Genomic DNA, 18,403 nt, shown 5'->3' with positions numbered 1-18,403 from the left:
GGCCTCATCGCCGGCAAGCCGGCTCCTACAGGGGGCCATCCTTTTATTTTTTGATGAGGCATTTTTGCCATGCACGCTATCGCCTTGCGTTTACCCCTGCTGCTGGTGGCAGGCCTGCCAATCCAGGCCTTTGCCGCCGATACCCAACTGCAAACCGTAACCGTGCAGGCCAGTGCCAGCGCGTCCGAGGACGACGCCCTGCCCACCCGCCCACCGACCTCGGTCTATGGCGGCACCGAAACCAAGGTGCTCGACACGCCACGCTCAGTTGTGCAGATCAATGCCGAGCAGTTGGCCAACGACTCGATCCGCAGCGCCGACGACCTGGTCAAATATGCCCCCGGCATCACCCGCGGCGGTGGGCAGAACGCCGGGATTGCCCCGCAGTTCCGCGCCCAGGGCTCGGAAGTGTTCCAGGATGGCCAACGCGCTTATGGCGTGCGCCATCCGGCCAATTTCAACGCCTATGAAGGCGCCGATATCGTTGCCGGGCCTTCGTCGGTGACCTATGGCTCGGTGTCCGGCAGTGGCGGCTACGTCAACTACCTGAGCAAGAAACCCGACTTCAACCAGTTCAAGACCAGGCTCAGCGGCGAAGTGGGCTCGTGGATACCCGATGGCACCTCACGCAGCAGCGGCAAGTTCAGTGTCGATAACACCGGCCCGCTCAGCGACAACCTGGCCTATCGCCTGAGTATCACCAAGCAGCGCCAGGAGGATTTCTACGACAACGTCGACAACAATTTCGACGCGTTCTACGGTGCCCTGGCCTGGCGCAATGAAAATGTGCGGGTGGACTGGAACGCCAGCTACGACGATTACTACGACTACAACATCACCCACGGCTGGAACCGCGCAACCCAGGACCTTGTGGACCACGGCAAGTATTACGCCGGCCGCGCCACGCCGATTATCCAGAACGGCAACACCCTGTGGTCGCCGGTCCTGGCCTCGGGGGCCGCCGATGCCCCGACCCTGGGCTGGGTGCAGCGCCAGCGCAATGCCCAGGGCCAATACGCCGTGGTCGATGGCAGCTTCCAGAATGCCTCGCCCAACACCCAGGCCAACCCCGGCAGCCTGCGCGGCTGGGTATATGACCCCACGTTGGCAGGCAATGGCGAACGCTCGTTATCGTCGCAAACCGGGCAACGCAAGGAGGACGAAAGCAGCTCCCGGCGCTTTACCACGCAACTGCGCATCGAGGCCGACCTGTCGCCGACCATCACCGTCGCCAACAGCACGTTCTACCAGCGCTCCCGGGACACCACCGACGCGGTGGGCGCGTTCCAGGTGCAGTCCAAAGACAATATCTTCGACAACCGCTTTGAGTTTCGCTCACGCAATGAAACCCGCCTCGGCCCCTGGACCCTGCGCGATGACAGCAACAGCGGGCTGATTTACCGCCGTGAGTCCAACCAGTCGATTGCCGCCAACAACAGCTTCGGCTCGACCATCAACGCCTATGACCTGACCCAAAACCCGTCCGGCAAGAACCCCGGCGACCTGCTGGGCCTGACCGGTGCCAACCCGGGCGGCGGCAATGGGGCGTGGATCGGCCAACCGGGCGTCGCGCAATACTCCAACTACTACGGCTGGTTGAGCCTGCCGGCGATGTTCCCGGCCGGGCATGGGTTGTACGCCGAGTCGGTAGCGCCCTACACCGCCGAAAGCACCTGGGTCACCAAAACCCTGTTCAGCCAGCACAACCTCAAATATGGCGATTACCTGGGCTTGAATATCGGCGCCAGCCGCAGCTGGATCGAAGCCGAGATCGAGAACCCGTTCGTGCTGGCCGGTGGCAATCGGCGTCAGGACAGCGACAACTACCGCCTGTTTGCCTTCCAGGTCAGCCCCTACGTCAAGCCCACGGACAACACCACGCTCTACTACACCTTCGACCGTTCGCTGGCCGTCAACACCGGGTTCTTTTCCAACGGCCTGGGCTGGGGCAGCGGCACTGGCGCCAACCAGCTCAACCCGCTGGCGTTCCAGAGCCTGAGCGTGTTGCACGAAGTGGGGGTCAAGGTCGAGGCCGTGCCCAACGAGCTGTTCATGACCCTGGCCGCCTTCAAGCAGGCCCGGGACCAGGCGCCCGACAGCAATAACAACATTGCCAGGCTGATCATCAAAGGCGTCGAGGCCACCGTGCGCTACCAGCCCGACGAGCATCTGCGCAGCGGCCTGAACCTGTCCAAGCTCAATGCCTACAACGAATTCACCTCCCAGGCCGGCTTTGCCTCCGCCGGGTTCATCCCCGACAACGGCACCGTGTTTGGCGATAACAACAGCCTCAACCAGCGCGCGTCCGGGCGCTTTGATGCGGTGCAGATCCCCGAATACACCGCCAGTGGCTATGTGGATTATCGCTTCGACTCGGGCTTGGGTGCCGAACTGTCCGGCTGGTGGACCAGCAGTTGGTACTTGAACCTGAGCAAGACCGTGAAGATCCCCAACGAATACAACCTCGACCTTGCCGTGTACTACCGCCAGCCGCAGTGGAGCACCACCTTGCGCGTGCTGAACCTGACCAACGAGCTGAACTTCGTCAGCGGCCTGGCCGGTTCCACCAATACCTTTTTGCAACCCATGCCTGGCCGCACGCTGCTGGCCCAGGTCGACTATCAGTTCTGACCGGAGCACCCCATGTCCATTGAATTTGTCGGCATGATTTTCCCTCGCCAGTGGTCCGAGACCCGTGGCGTTCGCAGCCCCGACTTTGACCTCGATTTTATCCGCCACCATGCGCGCGCCCATGAGCATGCGGGCTTTGACCGCGTGCTGATCGCCAGCGGCCCCGGCAGCGCCGACAGCTTGCAGATCGCCGCGTATGCGGCGGCCCACACCGAGCGCCTGGGTTTCATGATCGCCCACCGGCCGGGCCTGACCCCGCCGACGGTCGCCGCCCGCTCATTCGCCACCCTGGATCACACCACCGGTGGCGGGCGAATCCGCCTGCACGCGATTACCGGGATCACCGCCGAACCCCAGGAAGGTGACTTCCTGCTGGACAAGACCGCGCGCTACAAACGCACCGATGAGTACTTGGAGATTGTGCGGCGCACCTGGACCGCCGAAGAGCCGTTCGACTTCGAGGGCGAGTACTTCAACATCAAGGGCGCGTTCTCGCCGGTCAAGCCCTTGCAGCAGCCCCATATCCCAATCTCGTTTGGCGGCTCGTCGGACATTGCCTATCAGATTGCGGTCAAGCATGCGGACCTCTACGCGCTGTGGGGCGAACCGTTGAGCGGCGTCGCCGAACAGATCGGCAAGCTCAAGGCCGCCGCCAGCGCGGCGGGGGTGCAGGCGCCACGGGTGAGTTTGTCGGTGCGCCTGATCCTGGGCGCGACCGAGGAACTGGCATGGCAACGGGCCGAGCAGATCCTCGCGCAGATCAAGGCCAACCCGCAGTTTGCCGCAGGCAGCCCGTGGCAGAAACGGATCAAGGGCACCGGCTCCGAACGCCTGCTGGCCGCCGCCGCCCAGGGCGACCGCCACGACCGCGCCCTATGGATGCCCACCGCCACCGCTGTCGGTGCCTACGGCGACACCACCGCCCTGGTCGGCACCCCGGAAACCGTGGCCCAGGCGTTGCTCGACTATGTGGACCTGGGAGTGACGACCTTTCTCAACCGGGGATACGACCCGTTGTACGACACAGTGGATTACGGACGCTGGATCATTCCGGCGGTGCGTGAAGAGGTACGGCGGCGGCAAGCCGCATATGCATTGTAGGAGCCGGCTTGCCGGCGATTGCGCCCTCACGGACACATCCTGCGTCAATGCCACACCTCACTCTTGCATTCCCCGCACTAGCCTTTCCCTTCTGTATTTCCAACAGGAGGACAAAGGATTGTCCACACTTCCTCACGCTAAAAATCTGCGCAATGGCCGCTATTCTCAATCTGGTCAGATCTACCTACTTACCGCCGTCACTCAACATCGCGCACCGGTCTTTGCCGACTGGTGTGTTGGCCGATTGGTTGTGCATGAATTTCGCCACGCACAGATCGAAGGCCTCGCCGACTCCCTGGCCTGGGTGGTGATGCCTGATCATTTTCATTGGCTGATCGAACTCAAGCAAAGCACTCTCCCTGCGCTGATGCTTGCCACCAAATCCCGCAGCGCTCGCGCGGTGAACGCGCGTATGGGCCGGTCAGGTCGGTTCTGGCAGAAGGGTTTCCATGATCGAGCGATTCGCCGTGAGGAGGACCTTGCGACAGTCGCCCGCTACATCGTCGCCAACCCGTTGAGGGCCGGGTTGGTAACGCGGGTGCATGATTATCCGTTGTGGGACGCGATATGGATTTGAATGTACCGACGCGATCGCCGGCAAGCCGGCTCCTACAGGAGTATGCATTTCCATTGTAGGAGCCGGCTTGCCGGCGATCACCGCGCAGCGGTGCCCATCAGCCCAATGTCGGCGAATGCTCAAGCAACGTGCGGGTATACGCCGCCTGGGGCTGGTCCAGCACCTGGTCCACCGCGCCCTGCTCCACTACCCGCCCCGCTTTCAGCACCAGCACCCGGTCGGCAATCGCCCGTACCACGCCCAGGTCGTGGGTCACGAACAGCAACGTCAAGCCGTCACGCTGTAGTTGGCGCAGCAGGTCGAGGATCGAGGCTTGTACCGAGACATCCAGCGCCGAGGTGATTTCATCGCAGATCAGCAGGGTCGGCTCACACAGCAGGGCCCGGGCAATGGCCACGCGCTGGCGTTCGCCGCCCGACAGGCTGTGGGGATACAGGTCGGCCACCGAGGCTGCCAGCGAGACACGCTTGAGTACGCCATGCACTCGTTCGCGGGCAGCTTGGCCGTTGATCGCGAAAAAGTGCTGCAGCGGTGCGCTGAGGGTCTGGTACACGGTTTGCCGGGGATTCAAGGCGCGGTACGGGTTCTGGAAGATGTATTGGATCTGGTGGCGCAGCCCCGCGTCCCGTTGCCTCGCCTGGAGGGGCAAGGGGCGCCCGGCATAATGCAGCTCGCCCTCGGCGTTCTCGCCAAGACCGGCGACGGCCCGGGCCAGGCTGGTCTTGCCGGAGCCCGACTCACCCACCAGCGCCAGGCATTCGCCCGGGCGCAGTTGCAACGACACCTCGAACAACACCTGGCGGTCATAGGCGACGTTCAGGCCGGATACCTCCAGCAACGGCGCAGCGGTTTGCCCATGACTGTCGGCAATCGGTGTCAGGACAATGACCTGCGGCGGTTGGTCATGGGGGTCGAAACAGGCCACCGTGTGGCCCTGCGCAAACGCCTGCAACGCAGGCTCGGCCAGCGCGCAACGTGGGCCAAAACGCGCGCAGCGCGGGCCGAAACCACAGCCCTGGGGGCGTTGCCCAGGCGCTGGGGCGTGGCCGGCGATGGCCTGTAATTCGCGGCGCCCGGCCACATCGGGGATCGCCGCCAACAAGCCTCGGGTATACGGATGGGACGGCAGGCTGAACAGTGCGGCGCGGCTGGCGGATTCGACGATACGCCCGGCATACATGACCATCACCCGGTCCACCAGATCCTTGATCACCGCCAGGTCATGGGACACATACACCGCCGCCACGCCCTGGCTTTTGCACAGCCGGCGCAACGTGGCGAGGATGTGCGCCTGGGTGCTGACGTCCAGGGCCGTGGTCGGCTCATCCAGCACAATCAGGCGCGGGCGCAGGACGAAGGCCAGCGCCAGCATCACCCGCTGTTGCTGACCACCGGACAATTGATGGGGAAAGCGCCGCAGGAACTCATGGTCGCCGGGCAAGCCCACGTCGACCAGGGTCTGGGCAATGCGCTGCTGTTGTGTGGCGCGATCGAGAGGGCGTTGATGGGCGGCCAGGGTTTCGGCCAACAACGTGCCAATGCGCAACGCCGGGTTCAGCGCGGTGGCAGGGTCCTGGGCAACGTAGCCGATCAGGCTGCCACGGGCCTGGCGCAAGGCTTCGCCGTGCAGCTCCAACAAGGCCTGGCCGGCCACCTGCACCTGCCCGCCAACGATGCGTGCGCCGCGCCGGGCATGGGCCAGCAAGGCCGTGGCCAGGGTGGTCTTGCCCGAGCCGGACTCCCCCACCAGGCCCAGAATTTCACCGGCCTGCAGGGTGAAGGACACCCCGGACACCACATCCACCTGGCCCGGCAGTTCCACCCGCAAGTCCTGGACCTGCAACACCCGGGTGTCGATTTCGGTAATGGCGTTCATGGCTGTTTTTCTCCCATCCGCGCACTGCTGCGGCCGATGCCTTCGGCGAGGATATTGGTGCCGTAGGCAAATACGCCGATCAGCAGCGCCGGCGCGAGCACGGCCCAGGGCTGGACCAGCAACCCGGCCTGGTTTTCGTTGATCATCAGGCCCCAGTCCGCCGTCGGCGGGGCCACGCCATAGCCGAGGAAGCTTAGGCCCGAGAGCATGCCTACACCCCAGGTCAGCATGTTGCCCAAATGCACCAACAACGGCGTGAGGATGTTCGGCAGGATCTCCTGGAACAGAATGCGCCGTCGGGAATAGCCCATCATCTGCGCCGCCTCGACAAACTCCTGCCCCGCCACGGCCACCGCGCTGGCCCGCGCCAGGCGGATCACCCCAGGGATGAACGCGATCGACACCGTGAGCACAATCAGCCAGGGCGCACGCCCGAGCATCGACACGATCAACAGCACCAGGATCAGGTCGGGAAACGCCAGGCAGACGTCTGCCGACCAGGTAATCAACTGATCCAGGCGCCGCCGCGACAGGCCCGCGAGCAAGCCCAGGGTGGTACCGATGGCCAGGGCGATGACCGCCGCGGCCACTGACATCCACAACACCGACAGGCCGCCACTGAGCAAGCGCGACAGCACATCGTGACCAAGAAAGTCGTAGCCCAGCCAGGCCCCACCGGCCGGCGCACCGTACACCGGGCCGACCATGTCCGTCGGGCCGTGCGGTGCCAACAGGGGGCCGACCAGGGCCACGGCCACCACCAGCAGGGTAATCACCAAACCTTTGCGGGCCTGGGGTTCAGCCAGCCAGCGCCAAGTGCCAGGGGTCGTCATGCATCACCTCGGGAGCGCCGCCACCACGGGGTAATGCCCCGGCGGTTGCGCTGGATCATGGTCACACGGCGGGCCGTGCGCAGTTTGGGGGTCAGCAGCACCGTCAATAGGTCGGCCAGCAGATTGATCAGCACCACCGCCAGGGTGATCACCAGCACAATGGCCTGGATCATCGGCAGGTCGCGCATCTGGATCGCCGCATTGAGGGCAGTGCCGATGCCGGGGTAGCTGAAGATCACCTCGGCCAGCACCGCGCCGCCGATCAGCGTGCGCAGGGTCAGGGCCACACCCTGGATCGCCGGCACCAGGGCATTGGGCAAGGTGTGGCACCAGACAATGCGCCACCTGGGAATGCCGCGCAGGCGCGCGGCGATCACGTAGTCGGATTCCAGCGCGTCAATCAGCGCCGCGCGCACCATGCGCGTCAGATAAGGCAGCGCCGACAGGCTCAGGGCCAACACCGGCAGGATCAGGAACTTAAGTTGGCGCCATAGCGACAGGTCCGGATCGAGGATCGACACGGCCGGCAGCCAGCCCATATGGGGCATGGAAAACAGCAGCACCAGGCCGATGGCCAGGAGAAACCCCGGCGTGGCCTTGAGGAAAATCAACAGCGACAGGCTCCAGCGGTCCAGGGTGCTGTCCCGGCGCAAAGCCAGGGACACGCCAAGCACCAGGGCTACCGGCACCACCAGCGCGATCACCCCGGCAAGCAACGCCAGGGTGTAGCCAAACCGCCCCCAGAGGATGCTGGCCACCGGCGCGTTGGAGTCCAGCGACACCCCCAGTTCACCGCTCAAGGCGGCGCCCAGCCAGCGCACGTATTGCCAGAGGATCGGCTGGTCCAGGCCCAGTTGGCGTTGCAGGGTAAGGATACTTTCCAGCGGCGCATCCGGGCCGAGGATCACCCGCGCCGGGTCGGATGGCAGTGCCTGGGTGGCGATAAACACCACCAGGCTGATGACCCAGGCGGTAAGCAGGCCGTAGCCCAGGCGCCCGATAAACCAGGACAGCCAGGCCGGTGTACGTGGGGCGCGGTGTGGGGTAACGCAGGACGACTCAGACATGGTTCAACCACAACTCATCAAAGCGCCAGGAGGCAAAGGTAGTCTGTTCCGGGCCCAGCCCGCCAACCCGTACCGAGGCGGCATCCAGCACATCGTTGAAGCCCCAGATCAGCAGGCCACCGCGCTCGTGCTGGATCTGCTGGGCCTCGTGCACCAGGCCTTTGCGCAGCGCCAGGTCGGGTTGGGCCAGGGCCTGACGGTACAGGTCGGCGAAACGGGGGTCATGGAAGTTGCTGCGGTTGTAGATCGCCAGGGGCGCGTCGTTGTGCAACGCCGACGCCAGGAAACCCCGGGCCGGGGTCGAGCCGGGCGACACTTGCCATTGTTCCCGCTGCGGGCCGTTGAATACCGCGCCGTCAACCTGGGTCACGCGCACCTCGACCCCGGCCTTTTTTGCCTGCTGGGCGAACACCAGTGCCGCATTGACGCCGGGGCCCGGGGTGCTGGTCAGTTCCACGCGCAGATCGCTTTGCCCGGCCTGGCGCAGCAGTGAACGCGCTTGCTCCAGGTCATACGGGCGCTGGGCCAGCGTGTGGTTGTAGGTCGGGTCGTGGGGCGAATACAGGTCGTTGGCGATTCGCCCAAAGCCGTTGAGGCCACGGTCCACCAGTTCCTGGCGATCGGCCAACAAGCGGAAGGCCTGGCGCACCCGCACATCGTCAAACGGTGGCTTGGCCAGGTTGAGGTTCAAACCGGTAAACGAGGTACTTGGCGAGACACACAGGCTCAACCGCGCATCGGCCTTGAGCAAGGCGCTGTGTTCAGCCTGCACCCCACTGGCCACGTCAATTTGCCCGGCGCGCAGGGCTGCGACGCGCGACACCTGATCCTTGAATTCAATGATTTCCAGCTCGTCGGCGTATGGCTGGCCGGGCTTGTAGTAGTTTTCAAAGCGGCTGTAGAGCGAGCGCTGGCCAGGAACAAAACGCTTGAGCTTGTAGGGCCCGGCGCCGACCGGGTTGGTCACCGGGTCGTAGTCGGTGGGGACAATGCCGCCAAAGCTGATCAGGGTTTCATCCAGGGGGAAAAAGCTTTGCCCCTGCTTGAAGCGGATTTCGATGGTGCGCTCATCGAGCTTGCGCAAGGCATTGCGGTCAATCGCCCCCACCAGCCCGGCAAACGGTGACGCCAGCTTGGGATCGGTCAGGCGCAGCAGCGAGAACAGCATGTCATCGGCGCCAATGGTCTTGCCGTGATGAAACTCCAGGCCCGGCTTGATGCGGATGGTCCAGGCGCTGGCATCGGCATTGGGCTCGGCGAATTCGGCCAGGGCCAGGCGGGTGCTGACGTCGGTGTTCCACTCCCAGAACTTGCTGTACAGCGCCCAGCCCCGGATGATCCCGCCACCCACCGGCTTGTGGGCATCGAGGTTGCCGGACTGGTCGCCGTCGATAATGCCGATACGCAGGCGTCCGCCACTCACCGGCTTGCTCGACAGCAGCACCGCGCCCTGGCTGGCCGGGCCTGCGTCGCAGCCACCGAGCAGCAAACCGCCGCCCAGCGCCAGGCTGCTGCCGAGGAAGGCTCGGCGGGAAAATCCATCACCCATACTCAGGCCTCATCCAGCTGCACGAGCTTGTGGGTGACGCCCAGACGCGGCACGTCAAAGCCGTGGTCCAGCTCCAGCAGCGGGAACAACAGGTCCGCCACGCGGTGCGCTTCGTCGATCAGCGGGAAACCGGAAAGGATAAAGGCCGAGGTACCCTGGGCCTCGTACTCGCGGATACGCTCGGCAACCTGCTCGGCGCTGCCCACCAGGTAAGTGCCCGCCGCAGGGCCGAGGATATTGAAGCCAAACAGGCTTGGGCCGAGCCATACATTGGGGTAGATCTCCAGGTCGCGGGCGGTGGGCAGGCGGCCCGCACGAATGGTCTCGAGGTTGCGCTGGGTCTGTGGATCGTCGCTGTGGAACTCATCGAAGCTGACGCCGGCCGGCAACTGGCGTTCGATGGCGTTGCGTGCGGTTTGCAGCGAGGTGCGTTGCAGCAGTTTCTCGGCGTGGGCCCACGCCTCTTCTTCGGTCTCGCGCACGATGATTTGCAGGCGCGTGCCAAAGGTCAGTTCGCGGCCGATTTTTGCGGCTTCGGCGGCCACCTTGCGAAACTTGTCGCCCAGCTTGGGCGGGGTATTGGCAAAACTCAGGTAGACGTCGAGCAACTGCACCGAATGGGCCACGCCGGGCCCGGAAGTACCGGCGCCCCACAAGGGGATCCCGGGTTTCTGGCGCGGCGGATGCCAGCCACCCAAAGGATGATTGGCGGCGCCGGGGGCACGGGGGGCGAGCTTGACGTACTGGCCGTCGAAACCGCTGGTATCGCCGGCGTAGAAACCCTGGAACGCCCGCCAGTATTCGAGGCTGAAGGCATAGCGTTCGTCGTGGGGGTAATGCACGCCGAGGGTGGCCAGGCCGGCGTCGTTGCCGTTGACCACGTTGAACAGCAGGCGGCCGTTGGAGAACTGATCGAAGGTCAACGCCCACTTGGCCAGGACCGCCGGCGACAGCTCGCCGGGGTGTTGCGCCACCAGAAAACGCAGGCGCTGGGTCGCGTCGATCAGCGAGGCGGCGACCACCAGGCTTTCGTTGGGGCTGGAGCCGAGCAGCGAACCGTAGAAGCCCAGGCGGTCACTGGCGATGGCCAGCTGCTTGAGGTGTTCGAAGTCGGTTTTCCAGCGGCCTTCGGGCTCCCAAGGGTATGGCCCATCGGGGGTGGTGAGGTACCAGAGGATTTTTACAGCCATGGCAAAGTGTCCTTGAAAACATTCTATAAAACGCCAGGCAATCGGCGTTCGGCATACCGGCTTCATCGCTGGCAAGCCAGCTCCTACAAAGGTGATGCGACGCCGGCCCACTGTAGGAGCCGGCTTGCCGGCGATAGCGGTAAACCAGCTACCACAAGGGTCAGGTGCGGCGGTCGATGGCCGGGACCAGGCCCAGGGCCGTGGCTTGCTCATACAGGCCGCTCATTTTCCATTGCTGGGTCAGCACCCCAGGGCCGTAGGCGCGGGAGCCACCCAGGGCGTCGGCGAGCAATTGCAGTTGCGCGCCCTCCTCCAGCAACACAATGAATTCTGCGGTGGCGCGCAGGCCCTGCTTGCCCCACACCGTGGCGCCGCCGTTGGCTTCGAGGATCGCCAGGTTGAAAGGGTTCTCGGCGATTTTGTCGAGGATGAAGTCCACTTCCTGCTGGCGTCGGTCGATGTACACCGGCAGCTCGCGGGCCAGTTGGTAACGCTGCACCGGCACGTAGTGGAACGGCAAGGTGCGGTGGGTCTGGGCCCAGGCGCCGAGGTACGGCGAGTGCACGTGGGACACGGTGGTCACGTCCGGGTGCTGCTCGAACAGCTTGGTGTAGCGCCCTGCCCCGCCCTTGCCATTGCCGTAGATCAGGTTGCCGGCAAAGTCGCTGACCGTGGCCTGTAGCGGCTTGCGGTAGTTCCAGGGCCCACCGTAGTTGACGGACACCAGCAGCTCTTCGCCGGGTACGCGCTCGACAAAGCCGACCGTGCCATTGGCGGTGATGGTGTTGGTTTCGCGGAACACGGTGAAGGCCTCTTCGGCTTCCAGCAGCACCTTGTCGATGAAGTCTTGCAGGGGCTGGCTGATGGGTTGAGCGAGGACAATCGCAGTCATGGGGTTTCTCCAGGTTCAGGCGCGGCGCTTGGCCAACAGTTCATGGGCAGCTTGCAGGGGGCGCGGGTCGACCCAGTCGGCGATGGCGAAATCGCGCTCCAGGAAGCCGTGCAGGTAGAGGAAATCTTTCTGGACGCCGAGAAACTCCAGACGCTGGGCCGACAAATCCGGCGCCAATGTGGTGTGGAAGTCGCCGCGATAGGCCTCGGCCACACCGGCACTGCCGGCGCGGGTTTCTTCTTCGAGGATGGCGTTCAGGGCCTCACGGTTGTTCGCCGCCCAGTCGGCGGCGCCAAGGGTTTGCGCGAGGAAGCGCACCACCAGGTCGAAATGGTTGTCCAGCAGGTCCTGGTGGACCGTGATCGGGCGTGGCGTGCCGTTGTTGATGCGGTAGCGCGGCTCGGCGATCAGGTCCAGGTCAATGCCCACCACCAACCCCAGGCGGCGCGCGGCATCGGCGGCCGATGCGCCCTTGACGTACACCGCATCCACCTCGCCACGCACCAGGTAATCCAGGCCGGACCACAGGCGCTGCAAACCCTGCTGCGGGTCGGGCGCCTGTTGTTGGTCCTGCAACGCCACTTCCACCAGCTGTACATCGTCAAAGCCCAGGCCGGCCAGGCTCAGCGCGCCTTTGTAGCCATGCAGGCTCATGGCCCGGGCGATGCTGCCGGGACGGTTGTCGCCCCAGGCCGGCAGCGCCAGGCGCTTGCCTTTGAGGTCTGCGGGGCGGCTGATGCCGGAGTCCGGGCGGACCAGGATGGTTTGCCACTCTTCAATCCAGGTCAGGCCGATCAGCCGGCTTGGTGCACCACCCGCGCGGGCGGCCAATGCCGGGACGTTGCCGCCTTCGCGAAACAGTCCCGGCAGGTCGTGATCGTAATGGTGACGGCCCAGTTGACGAGCCTCCTGCAATGTGGCGACCGGCAGGCCGTCGGCAGCGAATTCCTCGCTCAACCAACCCAGCTTGTAGGCGATCCCGGAAGCGGTCGGCACCGGGCAACGGGTGAACCAGATCTGCTCCAGGGTGGGCGTGGGCAAGACAGCGCAAAGGGTCATAGGCAGCTCCATTGAATTGGGCAAGGCAGTTGCCGGGAGCTATTGCAGAGGCCGTGCCAAATGGCCAAAGCCCCGCTGCGCAAGGGCTTGGCGCAAACGTCAGGCAGAGGGCTGCTGGCCTGCCAACAGCACTGCTGCTGACCCAGCAGCCGGCGTGACGCGGTTGCTGCTCCAGCAACACCCCGCCCGCCGCAAGCCCGCATTTAGGCGTTGGCGCAGAACTTGCTCAAGCCCCTTCAACACCGCACTCCCCTGTAGGAGCCGGCTTGCCGGCGATGGCGTTATCAAGGACGCCATCGCCGGCAAGCCGGCTCCTACAGGGGGCGGGATCTAGCATAAGGATGAGTAGCAATGACCACGTTTGAACAGGCACCCACGCGCCAACTGCACAGCGAGGCTGAGGCCATCGCCGTCGCCCGGGAGATCGCCCTGGAGATCGCCCGGATCGCCGCCGACCCCCAGCAAAACGGCCAACTGCCTTGGCGCCAGGCCCAGCTGTTGTCCGAAAGCGGCCTGACCGCCATCGGCGTGCCCAAGGCCTTTGGCGGGCTGGGTGCCTCGGTGCAGACCATCGTCGAAACCGTACGCCTGGTCTCGGTGGCCGATGGCGGCGTCGGCCAGTTGCTGCAAATCCATAACGTGATGCTGCGCGGGATTTTCAGCGGCTACAGCGACGCCGTGCGCGATCGACTGATTGCCGATGTACTGGCCGGCAAACGTTTCGGCAACGCCCTGGCGGAAGTGGGCGGGAAAAACAAGTTCGCCCTCAAGACCCGCGTCGAACGCCGCGCCGACGGTAAGCTGGTGCTCAATGGCAGCAAGTTCTACTCCACCGGTTCCTACCTCGCCGAGTGGATCTCGCTGACCGCAGCCAGTGACGATGGCGGCGCCAGCGTGCTGCTCAACCGCAATACCCCGGGCCTGACCCTGCTCGATGACTGGGAGGCCTTCGGCCAAAAAAATTCGGTCAGTGGTACCGTGCGCTTTGACGCTATCGAACTGGACGAAGCCTTCGTCTCGCAACGCAAGGGCCCGATGAAACGCACCGGGCTGACCTTCCCGCAGATCCTCCACGCCGCCATCGACACCGGGATTGCGGCCGGCGCGCTGGGCGCCGCCGTCGATTACCTCAAGCACAACGCCCGGCCATGGGTGGAAAGCGGCGTGGACCACGCCAATGAAGAACCGCACATCATCAAGCAGGTCGGCGAGTACGCCGTGGCCTTGCGCGCGGCCGAGTCACTGTTGCGCGACGCCGCGCGGGTGTTCGACCAGCATGAACTGGACCCGGAAAACAAAGAGCTGCAAGACGAGTTGATCCTGTCGGTGGCCACTGCGCGGGCGCATTCGGACGCTGCTTCGCTGAAGATCTCCAGTGATATTTTCTCGCTGCTGGGCGCCAGCTCGTCCCTGAGCAAATGGAACCTGGACCGCTTCTGGCGCAATGCCCGGGTGCACACCACCCATGACCCGATCCGCTGGCGCTTGCACCACGTGGGCAACTACTACCTCAACGGCGTGGACCCGGGCGAATACACCGCGATCCTCAATGCCAAGCAGACCCAGGGCGCTACCACCCGCTAACCCCCTCCCTGTAGGAGCCGGCTTGCCGGCGATGGCGCCCTTGAACCGGCGCATGGCTTGCGGGCCCGATCGCTGGCAAGCCAGCTCCTACAGGGTTTTGATTGAGCTTTTCATGAGCGAAAAACATCCTCTTTTACGCAGCCTGGCGATCTACCGGGAGATGCCCTGGCGCTTCTGCCTGGTGGCCGCGCTGTATGTGGCGATCAACCTCGGGCTGGTCTGGCAGCAGTGGCTGATCGGCCATGCGGTCAACGATGTCAGCGCCGGGCACGCGGTGGTACGCCAGGCGGATGGCAGCCTCGACGCCAGCCTTGGCTGGTACTGGCTGGGGTTGATGCTGGCCGTGGCGCTGGGGCGCGGGGTGTTGCAATACGCGGCCAGCGTGCTGTCCCTGGTGCTCAGCCAGGAGCTGCTGACGCGCCTGCGTGAGCGCATTCTCGACCAGGTGCAGAACCTGCACCTGGGCTATCACTGGCAACACGGCATGGGCGAGATGATCACCCGTACCACCCGCGATGCCGACAAGGTGCGCGATGCGCTGATCAGCTTTTGGCGCCAGGTGGTAGAAACACCGCTGGTGGTGCTGGCCACGGTGGGCTTGTTGAGCTGGTATCACCCGCTGCTGGGCCTGGTGCCGCTGCTGTTGACCGTCACCGGCCTGTGGATTTTCGTGCGCCAGACCGAGCGCCTGGTGAGCCTGGATCGCGCCGTGGGCGCGGCCTACGACCGGGTCAACCAGGACCTGAGCGAAGGCATCGGTGGGGTGCGGGTGATCAAGTCATTTGCCCTGGAGCAGCAGCGCATCAACGGCTTCTCCAGCCAGGTGGCAGTGTTTGCCAGCCTCGCACGCCAAGCCCTGGCCTATTCCAGCTCGCGCATCCCCCTGCCCCAGGCGGTGGTCGCGTTCGGCCATGTGTGGATCCTGGTGTACGGCGCCCATCTGGTGGCGGCCGGGCAGTTGAACATCGGTGAACTGGTGACCTCACTGCTGATCGCCACCACCCTGGTGTTTCGTATCGAGGGCATTGGCCGGGTGATGCAAACCTTCGCCGACGCCCGGGCCAGTGCCGAACGCATCTGGCAGTTGCTCGACGCGCCGCTGGCAATTGGCGACGGCAGCGCGAGCCTGCCCGCCAGCCCCCTGGGCTTGCGCCTGGAGCACGTCAGCGTCAGCGCGCCGGGGGGTGGCCGCGACATTTTGCAGGATTGCTCGCTGACCTTGCAGCCTGGGGAAATCGTCGCCCTGGTGGGCGCCACCGGTACCGGCAAGAGCCTGCTGGCCAGCCTGTTGCCGCGCCTGACCGACGTCAGTGCCGGGCGCGTGCTGCTGGGTTCGGCGCAGGACGGTTGGCAGGATATCCGCAGCCTGAACCTCGCACAGTTGCGTCGCCGCGTGCATGTGGTGCCCCAGGAGAGTTTCCTGTTTGCCGGCAGCCTGGCGGCCAACCTGCGCCTGAGCGCACCCAGCGCCACCGATGAACAACTGCACGCGGCGCTGCGCATGGCAGCAGCCGATGACGTCTTGCAGCGCTTGCCCCAGGGCCTGGAAACACCCCTGGGCGATCGCGGCGTCACCTTGTCGGGCGGTCAGCGTCAACGCCTGTGCCTGGCGCGGGCGCTGCTCGGTGCGCCAGACATTCTGTGCCTGGACGACGCCACCAGCGCCCTCGATGCAATCAGCGAGCGCCTGGTGCTGCACAACCTGCGGCAACTGCGCGGCACCACGGTGCTGGTGATCTCCAGCAAGCTCTCGACCATCCTCCTGGCCGACCGGGTGCTGATGCTCGAAGGCGGCAAGATCGCCGCCGAGGGACCCCATGCCCAGCTGCAACACACCAACGCGCACTACCGCGACCTGCTAGGGATCGACCATGGCTAATCCAATCGCCGGCAAAGCCTTGAGCGATATCGAAATCGAAGAAATGCTTGCCAAAAAGGCCCTGGACCGCAGCATGTTCAAGCGCCTGCTGCCGTTGCTGCAGCCGATCCGCCGGCAGATCCTGGCAGTGATCGGCATTGAAGTGCTGCTGGTGTTCACCGTGTTCCTGCGCCCCTGGTTTGTGCGTGAACTGCTGGACCGCGGCCTGGTACAACAAGCCGAGCACTGGTTGCTGGATGAGCGCCTGGTGCTGTGGCTGGGCCTCGGGTTGGCCGCCAGTTGGCTGCTGCGTTTCCTGTTGGCCGGGGTGTCGCAGTTCGTCGCCGGGGGCGCGGCGATTGGGGTGCTCAACGCCCTGCGCGTGCGGGTGTTTGCCCATGTCCAGGGCTTGAGTGTCAGCTACTTCGACCAGACCCGGGCCGGGCGCATCATTTCCCGGGTCGATCGCGATGTGGATGCCCTCGAACCGCTGCTGATCCAGGGCCCGCCAGAACTGCTCGGGGCCCTGCTGCGGTGTGGGCTGGCCTCGGTGATGCTGTGGCGCATCGACCCGCGCTTCTTCCTCAGCCTGGTGGCGACGGTACCGCTGCTGGTGTTGGCGACCTGGAGCTTCAAGCGGATATCCCAGCGCAACTGGGCCAGGGTCGCGGAAAACCGCAGCCGCTTTACCGCACACCTGGTGGAAAGCGTCAGCGGCGTACGCCTGTTGCAACAGTGCGCCCAGCAAGGGCCGAACCTGCGGCGCTATCGTGGCCTGCTGGATGACTTCAACCACGCCTTGATTCGCGGCAGCTTGCGCTCCAGCTGGTTTGCGCCGTTTACCGCGCTGCTCAGCTCGGCGGGGATTGCCGTGCTGTTGCTGGTGGGCGCCTATGGCCTGGCGGCGGGTGATGTGACCGTGGGCCAGGTCGCGGAGAGCCTGTTTTATGTGTTCTTGTTCCTCGGGCCGTTGCAGGAGCTGTCCGACCTGTTCGAGCGCTACGCCACGGGGTCGGCCAGTGCCCAGCGGATTTTCCTGCTGCTCGATACCCGGGCGCAGATCACCGACTGCGCCGCGCCTGCCACCTTGGCGCGGGCGCGGGGTGAAGTGCACTTCCAGGGGGTGGGGTTCAGCTATACGCCGGGGGCGCAGGCACCGGTGATCAACAATCTCGACCTGCACATCCCCGCCGGCCAAGTGCTGGCGATTGTCGGCCCTTCCGGGCATGGCAAAAGTACCTTGGTGCAACTGCTGACGCGCTTCTACGAGGTACAGACGGGGGCGGTGCTGCTTGACGGCATCGATGTGCGCGAACTGGCGCAACACACCCTGCGGCGCAACGTCGGGGTGGTGCTGCAGGACAACGTGTTGTTCAGCGGCAGCATCCTCGACAACCTGCGCCTGGCGGCACCGGACGCCGATGACAGCCGACTGATCGCCGCAGCCCGCGAACTGGGCGCCGACGAAGTGCTGGAGCGACTGCCCCATCAATATCACACCGAAGTCGGCCCACTGGGTGCACACCTGAGTCACGGCCAGCGGCAACTGGTGTGCCTGGTACGCGCGTACCTGGCGGATCCTGCGGTGCTGGTGCTGGACGAGGCGACGTCGGCGGTGGATATCCATACCGAGCGGCGCATCCAGCGGGCCTTGCGACGGTTGTGCGAGGGGCGCACGGCAATCATCATCGCCCACCGCCTGGCGACGATTCGGGATGCGGATCGCATTGCGGTGGTACGGCATGGACAGGTGGTGGAGCTTGGGCCGCATCGGCAGCTGATTGAACAAGGGGGGGCGTATGCGGCGTTGTACCAGTCGTATCTGCGAGGCGCGCAAGGGGTGGTGCCCGTGGCGGAAACCGTGATATAGGCGCGGGCAAGCCCGCTCCCACAGGGGGGCTCACTTGGGCAGAGAATTTGGCCACAGCACAAATCACACGTGGGAGCTGGCTTGCCGGCGATGGCGGTGGGTCAGGCAGTATGTTCTTCGGCTGATGTACCGCTATCGCGGGCAAGCCCGCTCCTACAGGGGGCGCTGGCTTGGGCAGAGAATTTGGCCACACTGCAAATCACATGTGGGAGCTGGCTTGCCGGCGATGGCGGTGGGTCAGGCAGTATGTTCTTCGGCTGATGTATTGCTATCGCGGGCAAGCCCACAGGTAAGCGGCGCGGCAGTTTCGATAAAT

The 18,403-nt window shown here is 64.9% G+C and carries 13 protein-coding genes; 6 read left to right on the top strand and 7 right to left on the bottom strand.

Features of this window, described 5'->3' with window-relative positions; all coding sequences use genetic code 11:
• Positions 1-69: 69 nt before the first annotated feature.
• The 3 genes from HBO11_RS05955 to HBO11_RS05945 all read left to right on the top strand — a co-directional run bounded on the left by HBO11_RS05955 (position 70) and on the right by HBO11_RS05945 (position 4,309).
• Positions 70-2,631: a TonB-dependent receptor plug domain-containing protein gene (locus tag HBO11_RS05955; protein WP_169953154.1), complete on the top strand. Its 2,562-nt coding sequence runs from the start codon at positions 70-72 to the stop codon at positions 2,629-2,631.
• Between the two features lie 12 nt (positions 2,632-2,643).
• The gene (locus HBO11_RS05950) at positions 2,644-3,732 is read left to right on the top strand and encodes an LLM class flavin-dependent oxidoreductase (protein WP_169953152.1); all 1,089 of its coding nucleotides are present in this window, start codon (positions 2,644-2,646) and stop codon (positions 3,730-3,732) included.
• Positions 3,733-3,850: 118 nt separating this feature from the next.
• On the top strand, positions 3,851-4,309 hold the full coding sequence (locus tag HBO11_RS05945) for a transposase (protein ID WP_169953150.1): 459 nt from the start codon (positions 3,851-3,853) through the stop codon (positions 4,307-4,309).
• 97 nt (positions 4,310-4,406) lie between these two features.
• Here HBO11_RS05945 and HBO11_RS05940 read toward each other — a convergent pair whose 3' ends face one another.
• From HBO11_RS05940 to HBO11_RS05910, 7 genes are all read right to left on the bottom strand, one after another.
• Positions 4,407-6,185, bottom strand: a complete 1,779-nt coding sequence (locus HBO11_RS05940; protein ID WP_169953148.1) for an ABC transporter ATP-binding protein — start codon at positions 6,183-6,185, stop codon at positions 4,407-4,409.
• Positions 6,182-7,018: an ABC transporter permease gene (locus tag HBO11_RS05935; RefSeq protein WP_169953145.1), complete on the bottom strand. Its 837-nt coding sequence runs from the start codon at positions 7,016-7,018 to the stop codon at positions 6,182-6,184. The genes HBO11_RS05940 and HBO11_RS05935 overlap by 4 nt, the downstream gene beginning before the upstream one ends.
• Entirely contained in the window at positions 7,015-8,085 is a 1,071-nt protein-coding gene (locus tag HBO11_RS05930; RefSeq protein ID WP_169953143.1) for an ABC transporter permease, read from the bottom strand. Before HBO11_RS05930 ends, HBO11_RS05935 begins: the two co-directional genes overlap by 4 nt.
• The gene (locus tag HBO11_RS05925; RefSeq protein ID WP_169953141.1) at positions 8,078-9,634 is read right to left on the bottom strand and encodes an ABC transporter substrate-binding protein; all 1,557 of its coding nucleotides are present in this window, start codon (positions 9,632-9,634) and stop codon (positions 8,078-8,080) included. The genes HBO11_RS05930 and HBO11_RS05925 overlap by 8 nt, the downstream gene beginning before the upstream one ends.
• Positions 9,635-9,636: 2 nt before the next feature.
• Complete coding sequence (locus HBO11_RS05920) at positions 9,637-10,824, bottom strand: LLM class flavin-dependent oxidoreductase (protein ID WP_169953139.1); 1,188 nt, start codon at positions 10,822-10,824, stop codon at positions 9,637-9,639.
• A gap of 160 nt (positions 10,825-10,984) precedes the next feature.
• Positions 10,985-11,716, bottom strand: coding sequence for a class II aldolase/adducin family protein (locus HBO11_RS05915; protein ID WP_169953137.1), 732 nt, complete (start codon positions 11,714-11,716; stop codon positions 10,985-10,987).
• A gap of 15 nt (positions 11,717-11,731) precedes the next feature.
• Positions 11,732-12,775 carry an ABC transporter substrate-binding protein gene (locus HBO11_RS05910; protein WP_169953135.1) on the bottom strand — a complete coding sequence of 348 codons (1,044 nt, stop codon included), beginning with the start codon at positions 12,773-12,775 and terminating at the stop codon, positions 11,732-11,734.
• 351 nt (positions 12,776-13,126) lie between these two features.
• Here HBO11_RS05910 and HBO11_RS05905 point away from each other — a divergent pair, with 351 nt between their 5' ends.
• The 3 genes from HBO11_RS05905 to HBO11_RS05895 all read left to right on the top strand — a co-directional run bounded on the left by HBO11_RS05905 (position 13,127) and on the right by HBO11_RS05895 (position 18,087).
• Positions 13,127-14,359, top strand: a complete 1,233-nt coding sequence (locus tag HBO11_RS05905) for an acyl-CoA dehydrogenase family protein (protein ID WP_169953132.1) — start codon at positions 13,127-13,129, stop codon at positions 14,357-14,359.
• 112 nt (positions 14,360-14,471) lie between these two features.
• The gene (locus HBO11_RS05900) at positions 14,472-16,238 is read left to right on the top strand and encodes an ABC transporter ATP-binding protein (protein ID WP_169953129.1); all 1,767 of its coding nucleotides are present in this window, start codon (positions 14,472-14,474) and stop codon (positions 16,236-16,238) included.
• The gene (locus HBO11_RS05895) at positions 16,231-18,087 is read left to right on the top strand and encodes an ABC transporter ATP-binding protein (RefSeq protein ID WP_169953127.1); all 1,857 of its coding nucleotides are present in this window, start codon (positions 16,231-16,233) and stop codon (positions 18,085-18,087) included. Before HBO11_RS05900 ends, HBO11_RS05895 begins: the two co-directional genes overlap by 8 nt.
• The last annotated feature ends 316 nt before the right edge of the window (positions 18,088-18,403 follow it).

The organism is Pseudomonas sp. WS 5010 (assembly GCF_012985565.1).
Taxonomy (GTDB): Bacteria; Pseudomonadota; Gammaproteobacteria; order Pseudomonadales; family Pseudomonadaceae; genus Aquipseudomonas.
This window is presented reverse-complemented; position numbering and strand designations above follow the sequence as displayed.

Excerpts from the sequence above, each read along its gene's own strand:
- HBO11_RS05925 (WP_169953141.1), bottom strand. The coding sequence starts at position 9,634 with ATGGGTGATGGATTTTCCCGCCGAGCCTTCCTCGGCAGCAGCCTGGCG.
- HBO11_RS05950 (WP_169953152.1), top strand. The coding sequence starts at position 2,644 with ATGTCCATTGAATTTGTCGGCATGATTTTCCCTCGCCAGTGGTCCGAG.
- HBO11_RS05935 (WP_169953145.1), bottom strand. The coding sequence starts at position 7,018 with ATGACGACCCCTGGCACTTGGCGCTGGCTGGCTGAACCCCAGGCCCGC.
- HBO11_RS05900 (WP_169953129.1), top strand. The coding sequence starts at position 14,472 with ATGAGCGAAAAACATCCTCTTTTACGCAGCCTGGCGATCTACCGGGAG.
- HBO11_RS05910 (WP_169953135.1), bottom strand. The coding sequence starts at position 12,775 with ATGACCCTTTGCGCTGTCTTGCCCACGCCCACCCTGGAGCAGATCTGG.
- HBO11_RS05915 (WP_169953137.1), bottom strand. The coding sequence starts at position 11,716 with ATGACTGCGATTGTCCTCGCTCAACCCATCAGCCAGCCCCTGCAAGAC.
- HBO11_RS05920 (WP_169953139.1), bottom strand. The coding sequence starts at position 10,824 with ATGGCTGTAAAAATCCTCTGGTACCTCACCACCCCCGATGGGCCATAC.
- HBO11_RS05955 (WP_169953154.1), top strand. The coding sequence starts at position 70 with ATGCACGCTATCGCCTTGCGTTTACCCCTGCTGCTGGTGGCAGGCCTG.
- HBO11_RS05940 (WP_169953148.1), bottom strand. The coding sequence starts at position 6,185 with ATGAACGCCATTACCGAAATCGACACCCGGGTGTTGCAGGTCCAGGAC.
- HBO11_RS05905 (WP_169953132.1), top strand. The coding sequence starts at position 13,127 with ATGACCACGTTTGAACAGGCACCCACGCGCCAACTGCACAGCGAGGCT.
- HBO11_RS05930 (WP_169953143.1), bottom strand. The coding sequence starts at position 8,085 with ATGTCTGAGTCGTCCTGCGTTACCCCACACCGCGCCCCACGTACACCG.
- HBO11_RS05895 (WP_169953127.1), top strand. The coding sequence starts at position 16,231 with ATGGCTAATCCAATCGCCGGCAAAGCCTTGAGCGATATCGAAATCGAA.